Origin of the sequence: Neisseria sp. P0019.S002, assembly GCF_051957155.1 — a bacterium.
Classification (GTDB): Bacteria; Pseudomonadota; Gammaproteobacteria; order Burkholderiales; family Neisseriaceae; genus Neisseria; species Neisseria perflava.
This window is the reverse complement of the sequence record NZ_JBQCWS010000004.1, coordinates 33,111-50,718: the sequence shown is the minus strand read 5'-3', so window position 1 is coordinate 50,718 and position 17,608 is coordinate 33,111. Positions and strand designations below refer to the sequence as shown.

The following is a 17,608-nucleotide window of genomic DNA, read 5'->3' as shown; positions in this document are numbered from 1 at the left end:
TCGAGGCCGTCTGAAAACTTCATGTTTGATTCAGACGGCCTTTGGTTCTGAAACTTAATTCAACAATTATTCAACGATACCGAAGATGTCTTCTTCACGCATTACCAACAGCTCTTCGCCGTCGGCTTTTACAGTTTGACCGCTGTATTTGCCGAAGATCACTTTGTCGCCGACTTTGACATCCAGCGGACGGCGCTCGCCGTCTTTACCGATTTTGCCCGCACCCACGGCGATTACTTCGCCCATGTCGGGTTTTTCAGCAGCCGCACCCGGCAAAACGATGCCGGAGGCGGTTTTTTCTTCAGCTTCTAAGCGTTTGACGACTACGCGGTCGTGTAAAGGGCGGATGGTCATGTCTTAATGCTCCGATAAATAAATAGATTGAAAACAATTGTCTGTCGGACATGACAGACACGGTTTGCTTGGAAATAGCGGCACGCTTATGGAAAGCCTGCCGTAATGGCGGGTAGATTTGGGTTGTTTGCGACAAATTCAAGGGAAAAAGTAAAAATTTCTATGCAGTCTTTCCAAATATTTTCATACGCAAAAATGCCCAATCACATATTTTTCAGACGGCCTGATATACCAACTGCAAAGTTCGTTTAAAAACAACCCACTTCCTTTACAAATTCAATACAACTCTTTACAACTGTTTCTTTTATATGCATTATTATAAATGATGATTATTCTTAATTGCATATTTTAAAGATAATTTCTCTTTATTTGCTTTTATTTTTTTATTACTGTCATTTTATTAAGGACATTTCTCAATGAATACGCCCCTGTTTCGACTGAGCCTGCTGTCACTGACACTGGCGGCCGGTTTTGCACACGCAGAAAATGAAGCCAAAGACAATGTTGTACTTGATACCGTTACCGTTAAAGGCGACCGCCAAGGTAGCAAAATCAAAACCAATATCGTCACTCTTCGTCAAAAAGACGAAAGCACGGCAACCGATTTGCGCGAATTATTAAAAGAAGAACCAGCCATCGACTTCGGCGGCGGCAACGGTTCATCTCAATTCCTGACGCTGCGCGGCATGGGTCAAAACTCGGTGGATATTAAGGTGGACAACGCCTATTCCGACAGCCAAATGCTGTACCACCAAGGCCGTTTCATCATCGACCCTGCGCTGGTCAAAATCGTCTCTGTACAGAAAGGTGCAGGCTCCGCATCTGCCGGTATCGGCGCGACCAACGGTGCGATTATTACCAAAACCGTCGATGCCCAAGACTTGCTCAAAGGCTTGGACAAAAACTGGGGTGTACGCCTCAACAGCGGCTATGCCTCTAATGACGGCGTAAGCTACGGCGCAAGCGTGTTCGGCAAAGCGGGTAACTTCGACGGCTTATTCTCTTACAGCCGCAACGATGAAAAAGATTACGAACCCGGCAAAGGCTATACAAACAGCAATGGAGGTAAAACCGTACCATTCAGCGGGCTGGACAAACGCAGCTATCTTGCCAAAATCGGCGCAAACTTCGGCGATCACCGCTTAGTGTTAAGCCACATGAATGATCAACACCGAGGCATCCGCACCGTCCGTGAAGAATTTACCGCCACCGACAATCCGCGTCTGACCTTGGCACGCCAAGCCCCGACCTACCGCGAAACCAGCCTCTCCAACACCAACTTGGCATGGACGGCAAACAACTTAGGCTTTGTTGAAAAACTGGACGCCAACGCCTACCTGATGAAAAATGAACGCTATTCGGCCGATGACAGTAAAAACGGTTATGCAGGCAACCTGCCCGGCCCGAATACAACCGTTATCGAAACCAAAGGCGTGAATTTCAATCTGGACAGCCGCATTGGCGAAAAAACATTGATCAAATACGGCGTCAACTACCGTCATCAAGAAATCAAACCGCCGGTATTCTTCAGCTCAGCCTTGAGCAATCCGAAGAAAAGTGATGCCGGTATTTACGCTGAAGCCATCCACGACATCGGCAACTTTACCCTTACAGGCGGCTTGCGCTACGACCATTTCGACATCAAAACCCATGACGGCAAATCCGTTTCCGACGGCACAGTCAACCCAAGCTTCGGCGTGATTTGGCAGCCGCATGAATACTGGAGTTTCAGTGCCAGCCACAACTACGCATCCCGCAGCCCGCGTCTTTACGATGCGATGCGCCAACATGGACGCGGAAATTCCATCACATCAATTGCAGACGACACCAAAGCCGAACGCGCCCGCAATACCGAAATCGGCTTCAACTATAACAACGGCAACTTTGCTGCCAACGGTAGCTATTTCTGGCAAAAAATTAAAGATGCCGTCGCAGGTCCGCAGCAACGCCATGATGCCGCAGGCAATCCGATTGCAGGCGTACGCGAAATCGTCAATGCGGGCTACATCAAAAATCATGGCTATGAATTGGGCGCATCCTACCGCACAGGCGGCCTGCTGGCTAAAGTCGGCGTAAGCCACAGCAAACCGCGCATCTACGACACCCATCCTGAAAACCTGTTAAGCGCAAACCCCGAATTTGCCGTACAAACCGGCCGCACTTGGACGACCTCCCTCTCCTACCGCTTCCAAAATCCGAATTTGGAAATCGGCTGGCGTGGTCGTTACCTCCAAAAAGCCTCCGGTTCAGTATTGGTTCGCGACAAGGGTGAAGTCAAACGTAAAGGCTACGGCGTGAACGATGTGTTCGCCAACTGGAAACCTCTGGGCAAAGACACGCTCAATGTCAACTTTGCCGTCAACAACGTGTTTAACAAGTTCTACTATCCGCACAGCCAACGCGGTGAAACCTTACCCGGTATCGGCCGCGATGTCCGCTTGGGTGTAAACTACCGCTTCTAAGCAATCAGCTTGAAAAGGCCGTCTGAAAACAAAAGTTTTCAGACGGCGTCTAGCTTTATAGCCCGATACAAGTTATCATTTCGATTTACTTTATTTCCGACTACGGAGAAACTCTATGTTACGTTTGACCGCTTTAGCCGTATGCTGCGCCCTTGCTTTGGGTGCGTGTTCACCGAAAGATTCTGCTTCCAATCAGGCGCAAACTGCTTCCGCTTCTGCCGCCCAAACCGAAGGTGCAAGCCTGACGGTGAAAACCGCGCGCGGCGATGCGAAAGTGCCGCAAAATCCAGAGCGTATCGCCGTTTACGATTTGGGTATGCTCGATACTTTAAACAAATTGGGCGTGAAAACTGGTTTGTCCATCGACAAAAACCGCCTGCCCTACTTGGACGAATATTTCAAAACCACCAAACCTGCCGGCACACTGTTTGAACCTGACTACGAAGCACTCAACGCTTACAAACCGCAGCTCATCATCATCGGCAGCCGTGCAGCCAAAGCGTTTGACAAGTTGAACGAGATTGCGCCGACCATCGAAATGACCGCCGAAACCGCCAATCTGAAAGAAAGCTCAAAAGAGCGCATCGACGCGCTGGGGCAAATCTTCGGCAAACAGGCCGAAGCGGACAAGCTGAAAGCGGAAATCGATGCTTCGTTTGAAGCGGCGAAAACTGCTGCGCAAGGCAAAGGCAAGGGTTTGGTGGTATTGGTCAACGGCGGTAAGATGTCGGCTTTCGGCCCTTCCTCACGTTTGGGCGGTTGGTTGCATAAAGATATCGGCGTTCCTGCTGTTGATGAATCGATTAAAGAAGGCAGCCACGGCCAGCCTATCAGCTTTGAATACCTGAAAGAGAAAAACCCTGATTGGCTGTTTGTTTTGGACCGCGGCGCGGCCATCGGCGAAGAAGGTCAGGCGGCAAAAGATGTGTTGAACAATCCGCTGGTTGCCGAAACGACCGCTTGGAAAAAAGGCCAAGTCGTGTACCTCGTACCGGAAACCTATCTGGCAGCTGGCGGCGCACAAGAATTGCTGAACGCTTCCAAACAGGTAAGCGATGCGTTTAATGCAGCCAAGTAATTCGGCGCGGGCATAGCCGCCCGCTTCTTTCAGACGGCCTGAACGGTTTGATGATGCACAGGATCAAGTTGCTTGATCTGAAGTCATTGGATTTAGGCCGTCTGAAAATACATGGTGCAAATGGACAAGTTTTGCCTGTTTGCATCTGTTTTTATGATGGGCAAACCTGCCTTTTTTTGCCAAATACCTTAACCCTTCGTTCAGACGGCCTTATTTTTTTCCGAACCATTTTATGTTTCACAAACCTTCATTTTTAAATGCGGTCAACGGTGTGGCGCTGCTGATATTGTTTGCCGTCAGCCTGTCGGTCGGCGTGGCCGAATTCAAATGGTCCGCCCTGTTTTCCCTATCCGACAGTCAACAGGTCATGTTCATCAGCCGCCTGCCGCGCACGTTTGCGATTGTGCTGACGGGTGCGTCGATGGCGGTGGCCGGCATGATTATGCAGATTTTGATGCGCAACCGTTTTGTCGAACCGTCGATGGTGGGCGCAAGCCAAAGCGCGGCTTTGGGTTTGCTGCTGATGACCCTGCTGCTTCCGGCCGCGCCGCTGCTGGCAAAAATGTCGGTTGCCGCCGTTGCCGCGCTGATCGGGATGTTGGTCTTTATGCTGCTGATCCGCCGCCTGCCGCCGACCGCGCAACTGATGGTGCCTTTGGTTGGGATTATTTTCGGCGGTGTGATTGAGGCGGTGGCCACCTTTATCGCGTATGAAAACGAAATGCTGCAAATGCTAGGTGTGTGGCAACAGGGCGATTTTTCCGGCGTGTTGCTCGGGCGGTATGAGCTGTTGTGGGCAACGGGGATTTTGGCTTTGTTTGCCTATTTGATTGCCGACCAGCTGACGATTTTGGGTTTGGGCGAAACGGTGAGCGTGAACTTGGGACTAAACAGGACGGCGATTCTGTGGTCGGGGCTGATTATTGTGGCGCTGATTACGTCTTTGGTGGTCGTGACGGTCGGCAATATTCCGTTTATCGGCTTGGTCGTGCCGAACATCATCAGCCGCCTGATGGGCGACAAGCTGCGCCAAAGCCTGCCTGCGGTGGCCTTGCTGGGTGCGTCTTTGGTGTTGCTGTGCGATATTGTCGGACGCGTGATTGTGTTTCCGTTTGAAATTCCGGTCTCTACGGTTTTTGGTGTGATGGGGACGGCTCTATTTTTGTGGCTTTTATTAAGGAAACCTGCTCATGCCGTCTGAAAAAAATATCGGTTTTATGGCAGGAAGCAGCCGTCCGTTGTGGGTCGCCTTTGTGCTGTTGCTGGTTTCCTGCGTCCTGTTTATGACGCTCAATGTCAAAGGCGATTGGGACTTTGTCCTGCACCTGCGTCTGACCAAGCTTGCCGCGCTGCTGATGGTCGCCTATGCGGTCGGCGTGTCCACGCAACTCTTCCAAACGCTGACCAACAATCCGATTCTGACCCCTTCGATTTTGGGTTTCGATTCGCTGTATGTGTTTTTGCAGACCCTACTGGTGTTTACGCTCGGCGGCGTGGGCTATGCTTCCCTGCCGTTGACGGGCAAATTCGGCTTTGAACTGGTCGTCATGATGGGCGGTTCGCTGCTGCTGTTCTACACGCTCATCAAACAGGGCGGACGCGATTTGTCGCGCATGATTTTAATCGGCGTGATTTTCGGGATTTTGTTCCGTAGTCTGTCGTCGCTGCTTTCGCGCATGATTGACCCCGAAGAATTTACCGCTGCGCAGGCGAATATGTTTGCCACCTTCAATACCGTCCACTCGGAATTGTTGGGCATCGGCGCAATCGTGTTGCTCATCAGCGCCGCCGTGATCTGGCGCGAACGCCATCGCCTCGATGTTTACCTGCTCGGCCGCAATCAGGCCATCAATTTGGGCATCAACTACACGCGCAATACCTTATGGCTGCTGTTGTGGATCGCCGCACTGGTTGCAACCGCCACTGCCGTTGTCGGCCCGGTAAGCTTTTTCGGCCTGCTGGTTGCCGCGCTGGCCAACCATTTTTCTCCGTCAGTCAAACATTCCGTCCGCCTGCCCATGACTTTTTGTGTCGGCGGCATCCTGTTGGTCGGTGGGCAAACCATCTTCGAACACTTCCTCGGCATGCAGGCCGTTTTGAGCGTGGTCGTCGAATTTGCAGGCGGATTGGTATTTTTATATTTGGTGTTGAAAAAGAAATAAATTAAACGTGCCCAAACGCTCGCAAAAATAAATTCAGGTCGTCTGAAATCCATGTTTTCAAAATATTTAATCCTTGAAATGAAACTAAATTTCTGACATGTACTCATAGTAAACATTACTGGATTTACTAAAATTACAAAAAATGAGCACGACATTAAAATACCGTCCCGACTTGGACGGCATCCGGGCTTTGGCAGTCTTGGCTGTCATTATTTTCCACATTGATGCCGCTTGGCTGCCCGGTGGTTTTCTCGGTGTGGATATGTTTTTCGTTTTGTCCGGCTACCTGATTACCACCATCATCAGCCGCGAAATGCAAAACGGCAGTTTTTCGTTTTTAGAGTTTTACAAACGCCGCGCGAAGCGTATTTTGCCTGTTTTTTCCTGCGTATTGCTGTGTACGAGCTTGGTCGCCGCAATCTTTTTCTTGTCGTTTGACCTGCGCCAATACGTCAAATCCGCAGCGTTTGCGTTGCTGTTTTCGGCCAACCTGTTTTTTGCACGGCGCGGCGGCTATTTCGATGCCGATGCGGCGGAAAAACCTTTACAGCACATTTGGTCTTTATCTCTGGAAGAGCAGTTTTACTTTGTTTTTCCGGTTTTGCTGACTGCTTTTTTCCGATTCAGCAAAGGGCGCAACATCCGCCAATTCATCCTTTTGCTGATTGTATTGAGCCTGTTGTCCGTTTTTTTACCCACCTTCGGCATGGATCCTTATTTCCTGCCTTATGTGCGCGCATACGAGCTGCTGATCGGCGCGCTTTTTGCCTTTATTCCGCCTTCCCAAAACAACGACCGTTTCAGCACACCTGTGGTCGGCTGGGCGATGATGACGGTGATTGCCGCCATGCTGCTGCTTCCTTACGGCGTGTTGCCCGGCGAAGGCAATATCGAACGGCTGCTGTGCTGTACGGCGGTTGGCGGCTTGATTTACTCGGGCAAAACCCTGCAAACGCAAAACGGCTTCAATACCGCCAAACTGTTGAGCCTCAAGCCCGTTGTGTTTATCGGTTTGATTTCCTATTCGCTGTATCTGTGGCATTGGGTGGTCTTGGCCGTCATGCGCTATGTTTACATGGACAACGCTTTGCCGATGTCCGCGATTGTATTGGCAGTGGTGCTGATGTCGGGCTTGTCCGTTTTGTCCTATTACTTTGTCGAAACACCAGCGCGACGGATAAAGAATTTCACCACCAAGAAATTCATCGGGGTAATCGCCGCCTATTTTGCCCTGCTGATTCCTGCCGCCGGCTACCTGCTGACTGCCAAACCGGCCGCATACGAGGCAAACCTATATACGGTTGACGAAAGTAAAATCTGCGCGGATACCTTGACCAAAACCGACTGCGCTGTCGGCGCGGAAAACCAAAGCAGCAAAGTCCTGCTGATGGGCGACTCCCACGCCGCCCACCTGACGCCCTTTATCGATATGGTGGGCAAACAGGAAGGCTTTGCCGCCGACATTATCTCGTCCAACAGCTGCGGCGTTGCCTTCGGCTTCCTCCTACCGCAAAGCGACCGCCGTGCCAACCGTTGCAACCCTTACAACCGCTTTATCGCACAAAAGGTCGAAAACTACCCGGTGGTCTTTATCTCGCAACGTTGGTTCCTGCATACCGACAAACCCGGTTTTACGGAGCATTTCGGCAAAATGCTCGACACCCTGATTCAACAGGGCAAACAGGTTTACGTCTTTGCCGACACGCCGATGAACGCGCAACTGCCCCTGCGCCATTACTACCTGAAACAGCGCCTCGGCATCGACATGCAATACGTTTCCGAGCATAAAAAAGCGGAAATTGCCCGCTCCGCCGAAGCGGACAAAACCATAGAAAACATCGTCAAACAGCGGCCTGCCGTGCATTGGGTCAACATCATGGGTCCGATTCCGGCAGACAAAACCATAGACGGCCTACCGATATATTTTGACACCAACCACCTCAACACCCACGGTGTGACAAAACTGGCGGAAAAATTTATACAGGACAAAAAAATACTCCTAAAATAACACCGCAGTTTCAGCCCGAAACCTTTGCCGTAATACTGAATGCAAATGCCGCTCAAAGCGCAGTAAACAGTATGCCGCAAAGGTTTCAGGCCGTCTGAAACCTTCAGACGGCCTAAGCAAACCCATAAAGGACAACCCTCATGACACAAGAACGCCTTCCTTCATTCTTCGATGACGCCCCGACCATTACCGTCCAAGACGCATTGGCCGACTTCCTCGGCGCGGCCGAAAACGGCATCCTCACTTACCGCTACGCCGATGCCGTGCGCCTGTGCGGCCATTCCTGCCCGACCGTCGCCGGCGCCTACCTGATGGTGGTCAAAGGCCTGAAAGCCCTTTACGGCGAAGAGCTGCCGCAACGCGGCGACATCGAAGCCTTTATGCAGGGCGAGCGTGACGAAGGCACGACCGGCGTTACCGCTTCCGTCGTCCAACTCCTTACCGGCGCGGCACCTGAAACCGGCTTTGGCGGCGTAGGCCCAGCCGGACGCTTTGCCCGCCGCCATCTATTGTCATTTGGTACAGGCGAAATCAACGGCACACTCGCGCTCCGCCGCCGCGACACCGGCAAAACCGTTGCCGTCAGCCTCAACGCCGCGCTCCAACCCTTTGCGCCGCAAATGCGCGACATCATGCCCAAAGCCGTCAGCGGCAGCGCAAGTGCTGACGAACTCAAACAATTCGGCGAGCTTTGGCAAGAACGCGTTCGCGCCTTCCTGATTGACCAAGCCGACAATCCCGAATTTGTTACCGTCAGCGAAATCTAAAAACACCATACAGGAATAAAATTCAGACGGCCTCATGCTGAAAGGCCGTCTGAAACCCTAACTTCCCATTTTCGGACCCGCCTATGATTACCATCCGCAACGTCAGCCACACCATCGGCAGCAACCCCATCCTCAACGACGTCAGCCTCGACATCCCCGAAGGCGGCATTACCGCGCTAATCGGCCCGAACGGCGCAGGCAAGTCTACCCTCCTCTCCTTTATGGCGCGCCTGCAGCCCTTGGTACACGGCGACATCAGCTACGCAGGCAAAGACATCAAAACCACCCCCACCGCCGAACTCGCCCGCACGCTTTCCATCCTCACCCAAGAAAACAGCATCATGAGCCGCATTACTGTGCGCGACCTGCTCATGTTCGGCCGCTATCCCTACCACCAAGGCAGGCCGTCTGAAAACGACAAAACCATTGTCGAAGAAGCGCTTGCCGAGTTCCACCTGCAAGACTTCGCCGACCGCTACCTGACCGAGCTTTCCGGCGGCCAACGCCAACGCGCCATGATTGCCATGGTATTCTGCCAGCGCACCGACTACGTTTTGCTGGACGAGCCGCTGAACAACCTCGACATGTATCATGCCCGCTCCCTCATGCAAATCCTGCGCCGGCTGACCGACGAACACAAACGCACCACCGTCGTCGTCCTGCACGACATCAACCAGGCCGCCGCCTATGCCGATTACGTCGTCGCCATGAAAAACGGCCAAGTCGCCATGCAGGGCAAGCCCAACGATATTTTCACCGCCGAAAACATCAAAACCTTATTCGATATGGACGTCAACGTCCTCGATTACGAAGGCAAAAAACTGGTTATCCACCATATCTAAATCCGACAAAAAGGCCGTCTGAAACCCGATTACCCACGTTTCAGACGGCCTTTGCCTATTCAAAGCGTTTATTTTTTATCGTACAAACCGCGCACCACTCGACCGATCGCGGCAATGCCTTTTTCCAGCGTTTCCGCGTCTTGCGCAATGCTCATACGGATGCACTCGTGCGCGTGCGGATAGTCTTGCCTATCAATGCCGACAAAGAAATGCTCGCCCGGAATAATCAGCGTGCCTTCGGCTTTGAGCATTTCGTACAAGGTTTGCGATGAAACAGGCAGGTTTTCAAACCAAAGCCACAAGAAAATCGCACCTTCAGGCTTGTGGATTTTCAACGGATACGCGCCCAATTCACGCTTGAGCAGGGAAACCGCCGTTTGCGCCTGCTGACGGTAAAACGGCTGAATCACTTCGTCGGCCAGCTGTTTCAGACGGCCGTCGTTCAACAGCGGAGCCGCAATCGCCGCGCCGAAACGGGTTGGCGACAAGTTCACAATCGCATTCAAACTGCTGACGGCTTTGACCACTTCCGGCGCAGCGACAATAATGCCGGTGCGCACGCCGGGCAGGCCGATTTTAGAAAGGCTGAAGCAGAGGATGATGTTTTCGTGCCAGTTGAGCGTCACATCGCTGTAAATAATATTCGGGAACGGCATTCCGTAAGCGTTGTCGATAATCAGCGGAATCCCGTGCTCCTGCGCCAACGCATCCAAACGCGCCATCTCGCCGTCGGTCAACACATTGCCGGTCGGGTTGGTCGGGCGCGAACAGCAAATCGCACCGATTTTGCCCTCTTTCAATTCAGTCAGGCTCTCCAGCGCGTCAAAGTCCACGCGGTATTTGAAAAAGCCTGCTTCGCCTTCGTGTTCGACATTTTCGATTTTCGGTTTTACCGAAATAAAATGCTGCCCCTCGACATGCACGTCCGCATAACCGATATATTCAGGCGCCAGCGGCAGCAAAATGGCTTTCTCAGCCGTTTGGCCGTCTGAAAGATTGAATTTGCCGCCGAACAAGTTAAACAAATAGAAAAACGCATTTTGCGAACCATTGGTCAGCGCGATATTGTCCGCCGTCAGGTTCCAGCCGTATTCGCGGTTGAGAAACTCAGTCAAAGCCGCAATCAGCGCCGCATCGCCCTGCGGATTGGAATAATTGCCGATATTCTCAACAGCGTGTTCCGCCGCCAGCTTGGAAAACACATCGGCGAACACCGCATTGACTTCAGCAATCTTCGCCGGATTACCGCCGCCAAGCATATTGACGGGCTTGTCGCTTTTGAGCGCGTCGCCCAAATCGTCCATCAACTGCAAAATACCGCTGTGTTGTGTGAATTTTTCGCCGAATGCTGAAAACTGCATGGAAACTCCGTTGCTGGGTGTGTGTGGAAACAATAAACCGCTATTATAAGAACAAAGGCCGTCTGAAAACCAGTTATCCTGATTGTTCAGACGGTCTATTTGACGGAATGGTGGCTTGATACAACCTTATTGGTCTACAGGTATTATTTCTTCCTGCCAAAAATCAGTGATATCACCGACAAGATCAAGAAACCGGCAAATAAAATTTTGGCTATGCCTGCCGCACTACCTGCAATACCACCGAAACCTAATACAGCTGCAATAATAGCGATTATAAAGAAAACGATCGAATAATGAAGCATGATTTTTTCCTTTCGGTTTAATATAAAAACGGTCGAGGGGGATACGACCGTTTATTGTGAAATTCAACGGTCTTAGTTGTTCAACCAATCATCAATTTCTTTTTCAACTTCATCTTTAGTGCGACCGTAACGCTCTTGGATTTTACCAGCCAACTGATCGCGCTTGCCTTCGATGATGTCCAAATCGTCGTTTGTCAGCTCGCCCCATTTTTCTTTGGCTTTACCTTTGAGTTGCTCCCATTTTCCTTTGATAATATCTTCATTCATAGTTATATAATCCTATCTTATTGATTAATATTTAACTCACGGATAAAACCGCTTACATTTAACCTTACTTGATAATTTATTAATTTTCAAGCAAAGACAATGCTGATTTTTTAATCAACCAATAAATATCTTATTAATCTCTTAATTAATCAATAAGTTACACAAAACCGTTAAATTTTGAAAATATTAAGATATTATTGATTGCCGCCTTTTAAGTGTATTCTTTAAATCAATCGACCTCACTATGAAAAACAGGCCGTCTGAAAACCAGTGATCCTGATTTTTCAGACGGCCTTTACTATCCAATTTTTCCTTTAACGGCCAAAATTGTCTCGACGTTCGCGCCAGTCTTGACGGATGGAGCCGCTTTTGCCGACCGGTGTATCTTGTTCGACTTCCCAAATAAAATTCGTTCCGCCGCCAATCGGATGAGAACCACGCAAGCCGATGTGGCTGCCTTGGTCGGCAACGGCGGTTCGGCTGTATGTTTGGCCGCCGAAACGGGTTTGCGAGGTTTCGATGCCGCTTTTGATGCTGCCGTAAAGCTGTACGTCGGCATGTGCGGCGAGTGCGGCGGTGGAAAGTGCGGCAGTGAGGAGAAGTTTTAAGTTCATGGTTTATCCTTTTTTTGAAGAGGAATTGTGAGGCGATTGTATCGGCCTTGTGCGTAAACAAGTTACAATTCTTGCAAAATCTGACAGGAGTTTTGATGATGCGCTCTTTACGTGCCGCTGCTGTGCAAATGGTGTCGTCTACCGACCCCGAAACCAATATTGCCACCATGAAACGCCTCGTCCGCGAGGCTGTCGAACAAGGGGCGGATTGGGTGTTGCTGCCCGAATATTGGCCGCTGATGGGCAAAAACGATACGGACAAGCTGGCATTTGCCGAGCCTTTGGACGATGAACGAGTTGGCGAAACCTGCCACACCCGTTTTCAGACGGCCTTAAGCGAAACGGCAAGGGAATGCGGCGTGGTGTTGTTTGGCGGTACGGTTCCGCTGCAAAGCCCAAACGCGGGCAAAGTGATGAACACGATGCTGGTGTATGACCGCAACGGCAACCGAATCGGGCTTTACCACAAAATGCACCTTTTCGGCTTTTCCGGTTTGGGTGAACGCTACGCTGAAGCCGATACGATACTGGCGGGCAACGATGTGCCGAAGCTGGGCGTAGACGATGTTCCGCTGGCGGCCGGCGTCTGCTACGATTTGCGCTTTCCTGAGTTTTTCCGCGCCCAGCAGCCGTTTGATGTTTTGCTGTTGCCGGCCGCGTTTACCTACACGACCGGCAAGGCGCATTGGGAATTGCTGCTGCGCGCCCGTGCGGTGGAAAACCAATGCTACGTCATCGCGTCGGCACAAGGCGGACTACATGAAAGCGGCCGCCGCACATTCGGCCACAGTATGATTATCGACCCTTGGGGCGACGTATTGGCCACGCTGCCGGAAGGCGAAGGCGTGATTTGTGCCGATTTGGATACTGCGCGCCTGCAAAGCGTGCGCACGCGTCTGCCAGCCCTGAAACACCGATTACTTTAAACACGCACTATGTCCCACTCACAACCCACACGCATTCTCGGCATCGACCCCGGCAGCCGCGTGACCGGCTTCGGCGTGATCGATGTCCACGGCCGCGAGCATCATTATGTTGCTTCCGGCTGTATCAAAACGCCGACCGGCGCGTCGCTTTCCGAACGCATCGCCGTGATTGTCCGTCATATCGACGAAATCATCCGCCACTATCAGCCGCATCAGGCGGCCATCGAGCAAGTGTTCGTCAACGTCAATCCAGCCGCGACGTTAATGCTCGGTCAGGCGCGCGGTGCAGCGATTGCCGCTTTGGTCATGCACGATTTGCCCGTGTTTGAATACACCGCGCTTCAGGTCAAGCAGGCTGTGGTCGGCAAGGGTAAGGCCGCCAAAGAGCAGGTGCAGCATATGGTTGTCCAAATGCTTGCACTTTCAGGCACGCCGCAAGCCGATGCCGCCGACGGACTCGCCGTCGCCCTCACCCACGCCCTGCGCAATCACGGATTGGCTTCGCAACTCAATCCCAACGGCCTGCAGGTCAAGCGCGGCCGTTTCCAATGGTAAGCCGACATTCAGGCCGTCTGAAATAGTGTTCCAGCCCGTTTTCAGACGGCCTTTCGGTTATAATAACCCTTTGCCCACATACAGCGAGCCTTCATGAAAGCCGCCTTCCTTTTTCTCTACCTCATCCGCCTGCTGCCTTTTTGCGTGTTGCACAAGATTGCCGACGCGATCGGCATTCTCGCTTATTACGCGGTCAAACCGCGCCGCAAAGTCGGTGAGGTCAACCTCAAAAAATGCTTTCCCGAGCTGAACGACAGCCAGCGCACCGTCCTGCTCAAACGCCATTTCCAACACATGGCCAAGCTGATGCTCGAATACGGCCTCTACTGGTACGCGCCTGCGGACAAGCTGCGCTCGTTGGTACGCTATCAAGACAAACACCATCTCGACGAAGCCCTCGCCGCCGGCGAAAAAGTCATCATCCTCTATCCGCACTTTACCGCATTTGAAATGGCGGTTTACACGCTCAATCAGGATGTGCCGCTGACCAGCATGTATTCGCACCAAAAAAACAAAGCCCTGGACGAGCAAATCCTGAAAGGCCGCCACCGCTACAACAATGTTTTCCTGATCGGCCGCACAGAAGGCCTGCGCGCCATCATCAAACACCTACGCAAAAGCGATGCGCCCTTTCTTTATCTACCCGACCAAGACTTCGGCCGCAACGATTCCATTTTCGTCAATTTCTTCGGCATTCAGACGGCCACGATTACCGGCCTCAGCCGTATTGCCGGCATGACCAAAGCCAAAATCATTCCCGCCATTCCCACGCGTGAAGCTGACAATACCGTAACCCTGCGCTTCTATCCGGCTTGGGATAATTTCCCGACCGAAAATGTCGAAGCCGACACCCAGCGCATGAACGACTTCATCGAAGAGCGGGTACGCGAGCATCCCGAACAATATTTCTGGCTGCACAAACGCTTTAAAACCCGTCCCGAAGGCGAAAACAGCTTTTATTGACTACACCGAATTACAATTTAAATATGCAAAAAGCGGCGAAATCCTTCTTTCGCCGCTTTTTCATTTTAATTGAATCAAACCGAAACTCATGTTTGGTTTTAAACAATCAAATAATATTCCGCTTTAAATGCTTTAAAAACAACTTTTTTCATCGTGATTGAAACTTTCAAACAACCCTATATTTTTTCTAAAATGAAAAACATCAGTCCCAATACACTCTTTTCATTTACATATTAAATTTAATTTCTTTTAAAAACAACATATTGCAAAATAGTTCATCTAAAAAAATACATTTTAATCATTCAAAATATGAAATAAAATTAAATTAAAATTTAAAAAAATAAAATAAATATCTAACTTTTGAATAATTATGAAATATAATTGCAAAAATATGACAAGACCTGAAATTTATACCAAAACAAGCCTTCAGAAAAAAATACTTGGCAAACTGTAAAAATTCGCGTAAATTTCACTACATCAAATTACAAAACATTCAGACGGCCTCGCCGGTTTTAGATACTTTTGTAAGCAGTTTTCTGATATTGCAAGAAATTGCGGTATTTTAGAGGATTTCGGTGCAATGCCCGAAATGAAAGTTTACCGATGCAGAGTTGAGCTGCATCTGTAAAGCCGCAGGTGAAAGCCTGTATTGTTTGTGAAGCGTAAATCTCTGATTTGAGGTATTGGGGCAATCCTGTGGGGGATTGCCTCTTTTTTTATCTGCGCCGTCATGCCACAATGACATCATCCCTTATCCAACCCGATCACGCCATGACTCCGATACTCGCCTTCGACATCGAAACCATCCCCGACGTAAACGGCATCCGCCAGCTTTACGATTTACCTGCCGATTTACCCGACAACGAAGTCGTCCTGTTTGCCCAACAGCAACGCCGCGCCAAGACCGGCAGCGACTTTATGCAACACCATCTGCACCAAGTCGTCGCCATCTCCTGCTGTATGCGCTGGGGGCAAGACAAAATCCGCGTCAGCACCATCGGTGATCCCGAAGACAGCGAAGAAGTCATGATTGCCAAGTTCTTCGAGGTCATCGAAAACTATACGCCGCAACTCGTCAGCTGGAACGGCGGCGGTTTCGACCTGCCCGTCCTCCACTACCGCGCCCTGATACACGGCATCAGCGCCGCCCGTTATTGGGACATGGGAGACGGCGATTTTGGCGACAGCCGCGACTTTAAGTGGAACAACTACATCAGCCGCTACCACTCCCGCCATTGCGACCTGATGGATTTGCTCGCCCTCTACCAACCGCGTGCCAGCGTGCCTTTGGACGATATGGCCAAACTCTGCGGCTTTCCCGGCAAACTGGGCATGGACGGCAGCAAGGTTTGGGATGCTTATCATGCAGGCCGTCTGAAAGACATCCGCGACTATTGCGAAACCGATGCCGCCAATACCTACCTGATGTACATGCGCTTTCGCATGATGAGCGGCGCGCTCGATGCCGACGAATACGAAGTCGAAATCAAACGCATCAAACATTATCTGGCCGCACAAGCCGAAGAAAAACAACACTGGGCGGAGTTCGTCGCTGCTTGGCGTTAAACCAAACCGTCTGAACAGACAAACCAAAAAACCAAAAGGGCGTGATCGACACGCCCTTTTTTATTTCCGACAAACCATGCCCACTAAGCTGGCAAACGCCCCAGCGTTATCCTGTCCAATCCAGCCAAATCCTGCTCTGTTGCCACTTCTGAAAAACCGTTCTCCAGCATAATGTTCCGCACTGCTTCGCCTTGGTCGTAGCCGTGTTCAAACAGCAGCCAGCCGTTGGCTTTCAGGTATTTGGGGGCTTCTTGGGTAATATGGCGGATATGGCTGAGGCCGTCTGAAAAGTCGGTCAACGCGTTTTGCGGTTCAAACCTCAAATCGCCTTGCGACAAATGTTCATCGCCGTCCTCGATGTACGGCGGATTGGAAACAATCACATCGTATCGGCCTTCAGACGGCCTGTCGGTATCAAACCACGAACCCTGCGCAAACTCGACTTTTGCGCCCAATTCGGCCGCATTTTGACGGGCAGTATCCAAAGCACCGACGCTGATATCGGATGCGCGAACATCGGCATCAACGCATTCAAGCGCGACGGTCACGGCAATGGCGCCGCTGCCCGTTCCCAAATCCCACACGCGGCCTTGCGGCGACAAGCGTTTGAGCACGGCTTCCACCAAATGCTCGGTTTCAGGACGGGGAATCAGCACATGGGGATTGACGGCAAAGCGTCGTCCGTAGAACTCGCGTTCGCCCAACAGATAGGCCATCGGCTCGCCTTTCAGACGGCGTTGCGCCAAAGCCTCCAAGATTTGCAGGTCAGATTCCGCCAAATCGTCCGTACCGCGTGTAACCAACTGCGCGCGCGTGTAACCCAGCGCATATTGCAACAACATCCGCGCTTCGTTTTTGGGCAGTGCCGATTGGCGCAACCATTCATCAAGCATCATTTTTCGTCCCATCTGCCATCACTGTGGCTTTTCTTTCCTTAATCTTTCCGGCAAACGTGCTGATGGTGGCAACCGCAAATGCGGCATACCACAAATAAAATCCTGCACCGTAGCGCACGATATCCGATGTATTCCCTGCTTCATCGACGTGTACGGCTTTCACACTGAAAGCCACCAGCGCCAAGCCCCAAAGCGCAGCATGGACAGGCACGACCTTCTTCCGCAACGCCAGCAAAACAATGGCCGCCAACCAAACATAATTAGCATAGGCCGCACAATATCTGATATCTAAAGAAGCAAATATCGACCCCAAAATCAAAACGGTCAAACCCTTCATGCTTTCATGATTGCCCAAATAAAATGCAACATTGGACAAAGACGCTATCCACAGGGCAACCGACACCAGCAACATCACTATGGGAAAACTTGATTTCCGATTCTGTTCCTGCATGGTTTTATCCTAATGCAAAAGGCCGTCTGAAAAC

Annotated in this window: 18 protein-coding genes; 11 read left to right on the top strand and 7 right to left on the bottom strand. The window is 51.1% G+C overall.

The annotated features are described in order from the left end of the window. Nucleotides 1-66: 66 nt before the first annotated feature. Complete coding sequence (groES, locus tag ACTHTY_RS07405; RefSeq protein WP_003684150.1) at nt 67-354, bottom strand: co-chaperone GroES; 288 nt, start codon at nt 352-354, stop codon at nt 67-69. 416 nt (nt 355-770) lie between these two features. On the opposite strand from groES, the gene ACTHTY_RS07400 reads away from it, so the two are divergent. From ACTHTY_RS07400 to ACTHTY_RS07370, 7 genes are all read left to right on the top strand, one after another. Next, nucleotides 771-2,816, top strand: coding sequence for a TonB-dependent siderophore receptor (locus ACTHTY_RS07400; RefSeq protein ID WP_440367062.1), 2,046 nt, complete (start codon nt 771-773; stop codon nt 2,814-2,816). A 115-nt stretch (nt 2,817-2,931) separates the two neighbouring features. Further along, nucleotides 2,932-3,894, top strand: a complete 963-nt coding sequence (locus ACTHTY_RS07395) for a siderophore ABC transporter substrate-binding protein (RefSeq protein WP_440367061.1) — start codon at nt 2,932-2,934, stop codon at nt 3,892-3,894. Between the two features lie 232 nt (nt 3,895-4,126). Beyond that, nucleotides 4,127-5,095, top strand: a complete 969-nt coding sequence (locus tag ACTHTY_RS07390) for an ABC transporter permease (RefSeq protein WP_036472618.1) — start codon at nt 4,127-4,129, stop codon at nt 5,093-5,095. After that, on the top strand, nt 5,085-6,056 hold the full coding sequence (locus ACTHTY_RS07385; RefSeq protein ID WP_440367060.1) for an iron chelate uptake ABC transporter family permease subunit: 972 nt from the start codon (nt 5,085-5,087) through the stop codon (nt 6,054-6,056). The genes ACTHTY_RS07390 and ACTHTY_RS07385 overlap by 11 nt, the downstream gene beginning before the upstream one ends. 142 nt (nt 6,057-6,198) lie before the next feature. Further along, nucleotides 6,199-8,064 carry an acyltransferase family protein gene (locus tag ACTHTY_RS07380; protein WP_440367059.1) on the top strand — a complete coding sequence of 622 codons (1,866 nt, stop codon included), beginning with the start codon at nt 6,199-6,201 and terminating at the stop codon, nt 8,062-8,064. A gap of 140 nt (nt 8,065-8,204) precedes the next feature. Continuing rightward, nucleotides 8,205-8,831: an FmdE family protein gene (locus tag ACTHTY_RS07375; protein ID WP_070734975.1), complete on the top strand. Its 627-nt coding sequence runs from the start codon at nt 8,205-8,207 to the stop codon at nt 8,829-8,831. 83 nt (nt 8,832-8,914) lie between these two features. Continuing rightward, the gene (locus ACTHTY_RS07370; RefSeq protein WP_003684210.1) at nt 8,915-9,673 is read left to right on the top strand and encodes an iron ABC transporter ATP-binding protein; all 759 of its coding nucleotides are present in this window, start codon (nt 8,915-8,917) and stop codon (nt 9,671-9,673) included. 68 nt (nt 9,674-9,741) lie between these two features. On the opposite strand, the gene ACTHTY_RS07365 is transcribed toward ACTHTY_RS07370, so the two are convergent. The 4 genes from ACTHTY_RS07365 to ACTHTY_RS07350 all read right to left on the bottom strand — a co-directional run bounded on the left by ACTHTY_RS07365 (nt 9,742) and on the right by ACTHTY_RS07350 (nt 12,217). After that, entirely contained in the window at nt 9,742-11,034 is a 1,293-nt protein-coding gene (locus ACTHTY_RS07365; protein ID WP_314511866.1) for a valine--pyruvate transaminase, read from the bottom strand. Between the two features lie 143 nt (nt 11,035-11,177). Then, nucleotides 11,178-11,336 (bottom strand): DUF1328 domain-containing protein, encoded by a 159-nt coding sequence (locus tag ACTHTY_RS07360; protein ID WP_039862543.1) that lies wholly within the window; start codon nt 11,334-11,336, stop codon nt 11,178-11,180. 72 nt (nt 11,337-11,408) lie between these two features. After that, nucleotides 11,409-11,603, bottom strand: a complete 195-nt coding sequence (locus ACTHTY_RS07355; RefSeq protein WP_049350814.1) for a CsbD family protein — start codon at nt 11,601-11,603, stop codon at nt 11,409-11,411. A 314-nt stretch (nt 11,604-11,917) separates the two neighbouring features. Next, nucleotides 11,918-12,217, bottom strand: coding sequence for a porin (locus ACTHTY_RS07350; RefSeq protein WP_004520970.1), 300 nt, complete (start codon nt 12,215-12,217; stop codon nt 11,918-11,920). A 95-nt stretch (nt 12,218-12,312) separates the two neighbouring features. Between ACTHTY_RS07350 and ACTHTY_RS07345 the strand changes: the two genes are divergently transcribed. The 4 genes from ACTHTY_RS07345 to ACTHTY_RS07330 all read left to right on the top strand — a co-directional run bounded on the left by ACTHTY_RS07345 (nt 12,313) and on the right by ACTHTY_RS07330 (nt 16,227). Further along, nucleotides 12,313-13,143: a carbon-nitrogen hydrolase family protein gene (locus tag ACTHTY_RS07345; RefSeq protein ID WP_440367058.1), complete on the top strand. Its 831-nt coding sequence runs from the start codon at nt 12,313-12,315 to the stop codon at nt 13,141-13,143. A 9-nt stretch (nt 13,144-13,152) separates the two neighbouring features. Continuing rightward, a complete protein-coding gene (ruvC, locus tag ACTHTY_RS07340) occupies nt 13,153-13,698 on the top strand; it encodes a crossover junction endodeoxyribonuclease RuvC (protein WP_440367057.1) in 546 nt (181 codons plus the stop codon). A gap of 78 nt (nt 13,699-13,776) precedes the next feature. After that, the gene (locus tag ACTHTY_RS07335; protein ID WP_440367239.1) at nt 13,777-14,661 is read left to right on the top strand and encodes a lipid A biosynthesis lauroyl acyltransferase; all 885 of its coding nucleotides are present in this window, start codon (nt 13,777-13,779) and stop codon (nt 14,659-14,661) included. Nucleotides 14,662-15,432: 771 nt separating this feature from the next. Continuing rightward, nucleotides 15,433-16,227 (top strand): 3'-5' exonuclease, encoded by a 795-nt coding sequence (locus ACTHTY_RS07330; RefSeq protein ID WP_440367238.1) that lies wholly within the window; start codon nt 15,433-15,435, stop codon nt 16,225-16,227. Nucleotides 16,228-16,310: 83 nt separating this feature from the next. Here the strand turns inward: ACTHTY_RS07330 and prmC are convergent, their stop codons facing one another. Together prmC and ACTHTY_RS07320 are read right to left on the bottom strand one after the other, a co-directional pair. Further along, entirely contained in the window at nt 16,311-17,123 is an 813-nt protein-coding gene (prmC, locus tag ACTHTY_RS07325) for a peptide chain release factor N(5)-glutamine methyltransferase (RefSeq protein ID WP_440367056.1), read from the bottom strand. Further along, complete coding sequence (locus ACTHTY_RS07320; protein WP_440367055.1) at nt 17,113-17,574, bottom strand: hypothetical protein; 462 nt, start codon at nt 17,572-17,574, stop codon at nt 17,113-17,115. Before ACTHTY_RS07320 ends, prmC begins: the two co-directional genes overlap by 11 nt. Nucleotides 17,575-17,608: the final 34 nt, after the last annotated feature.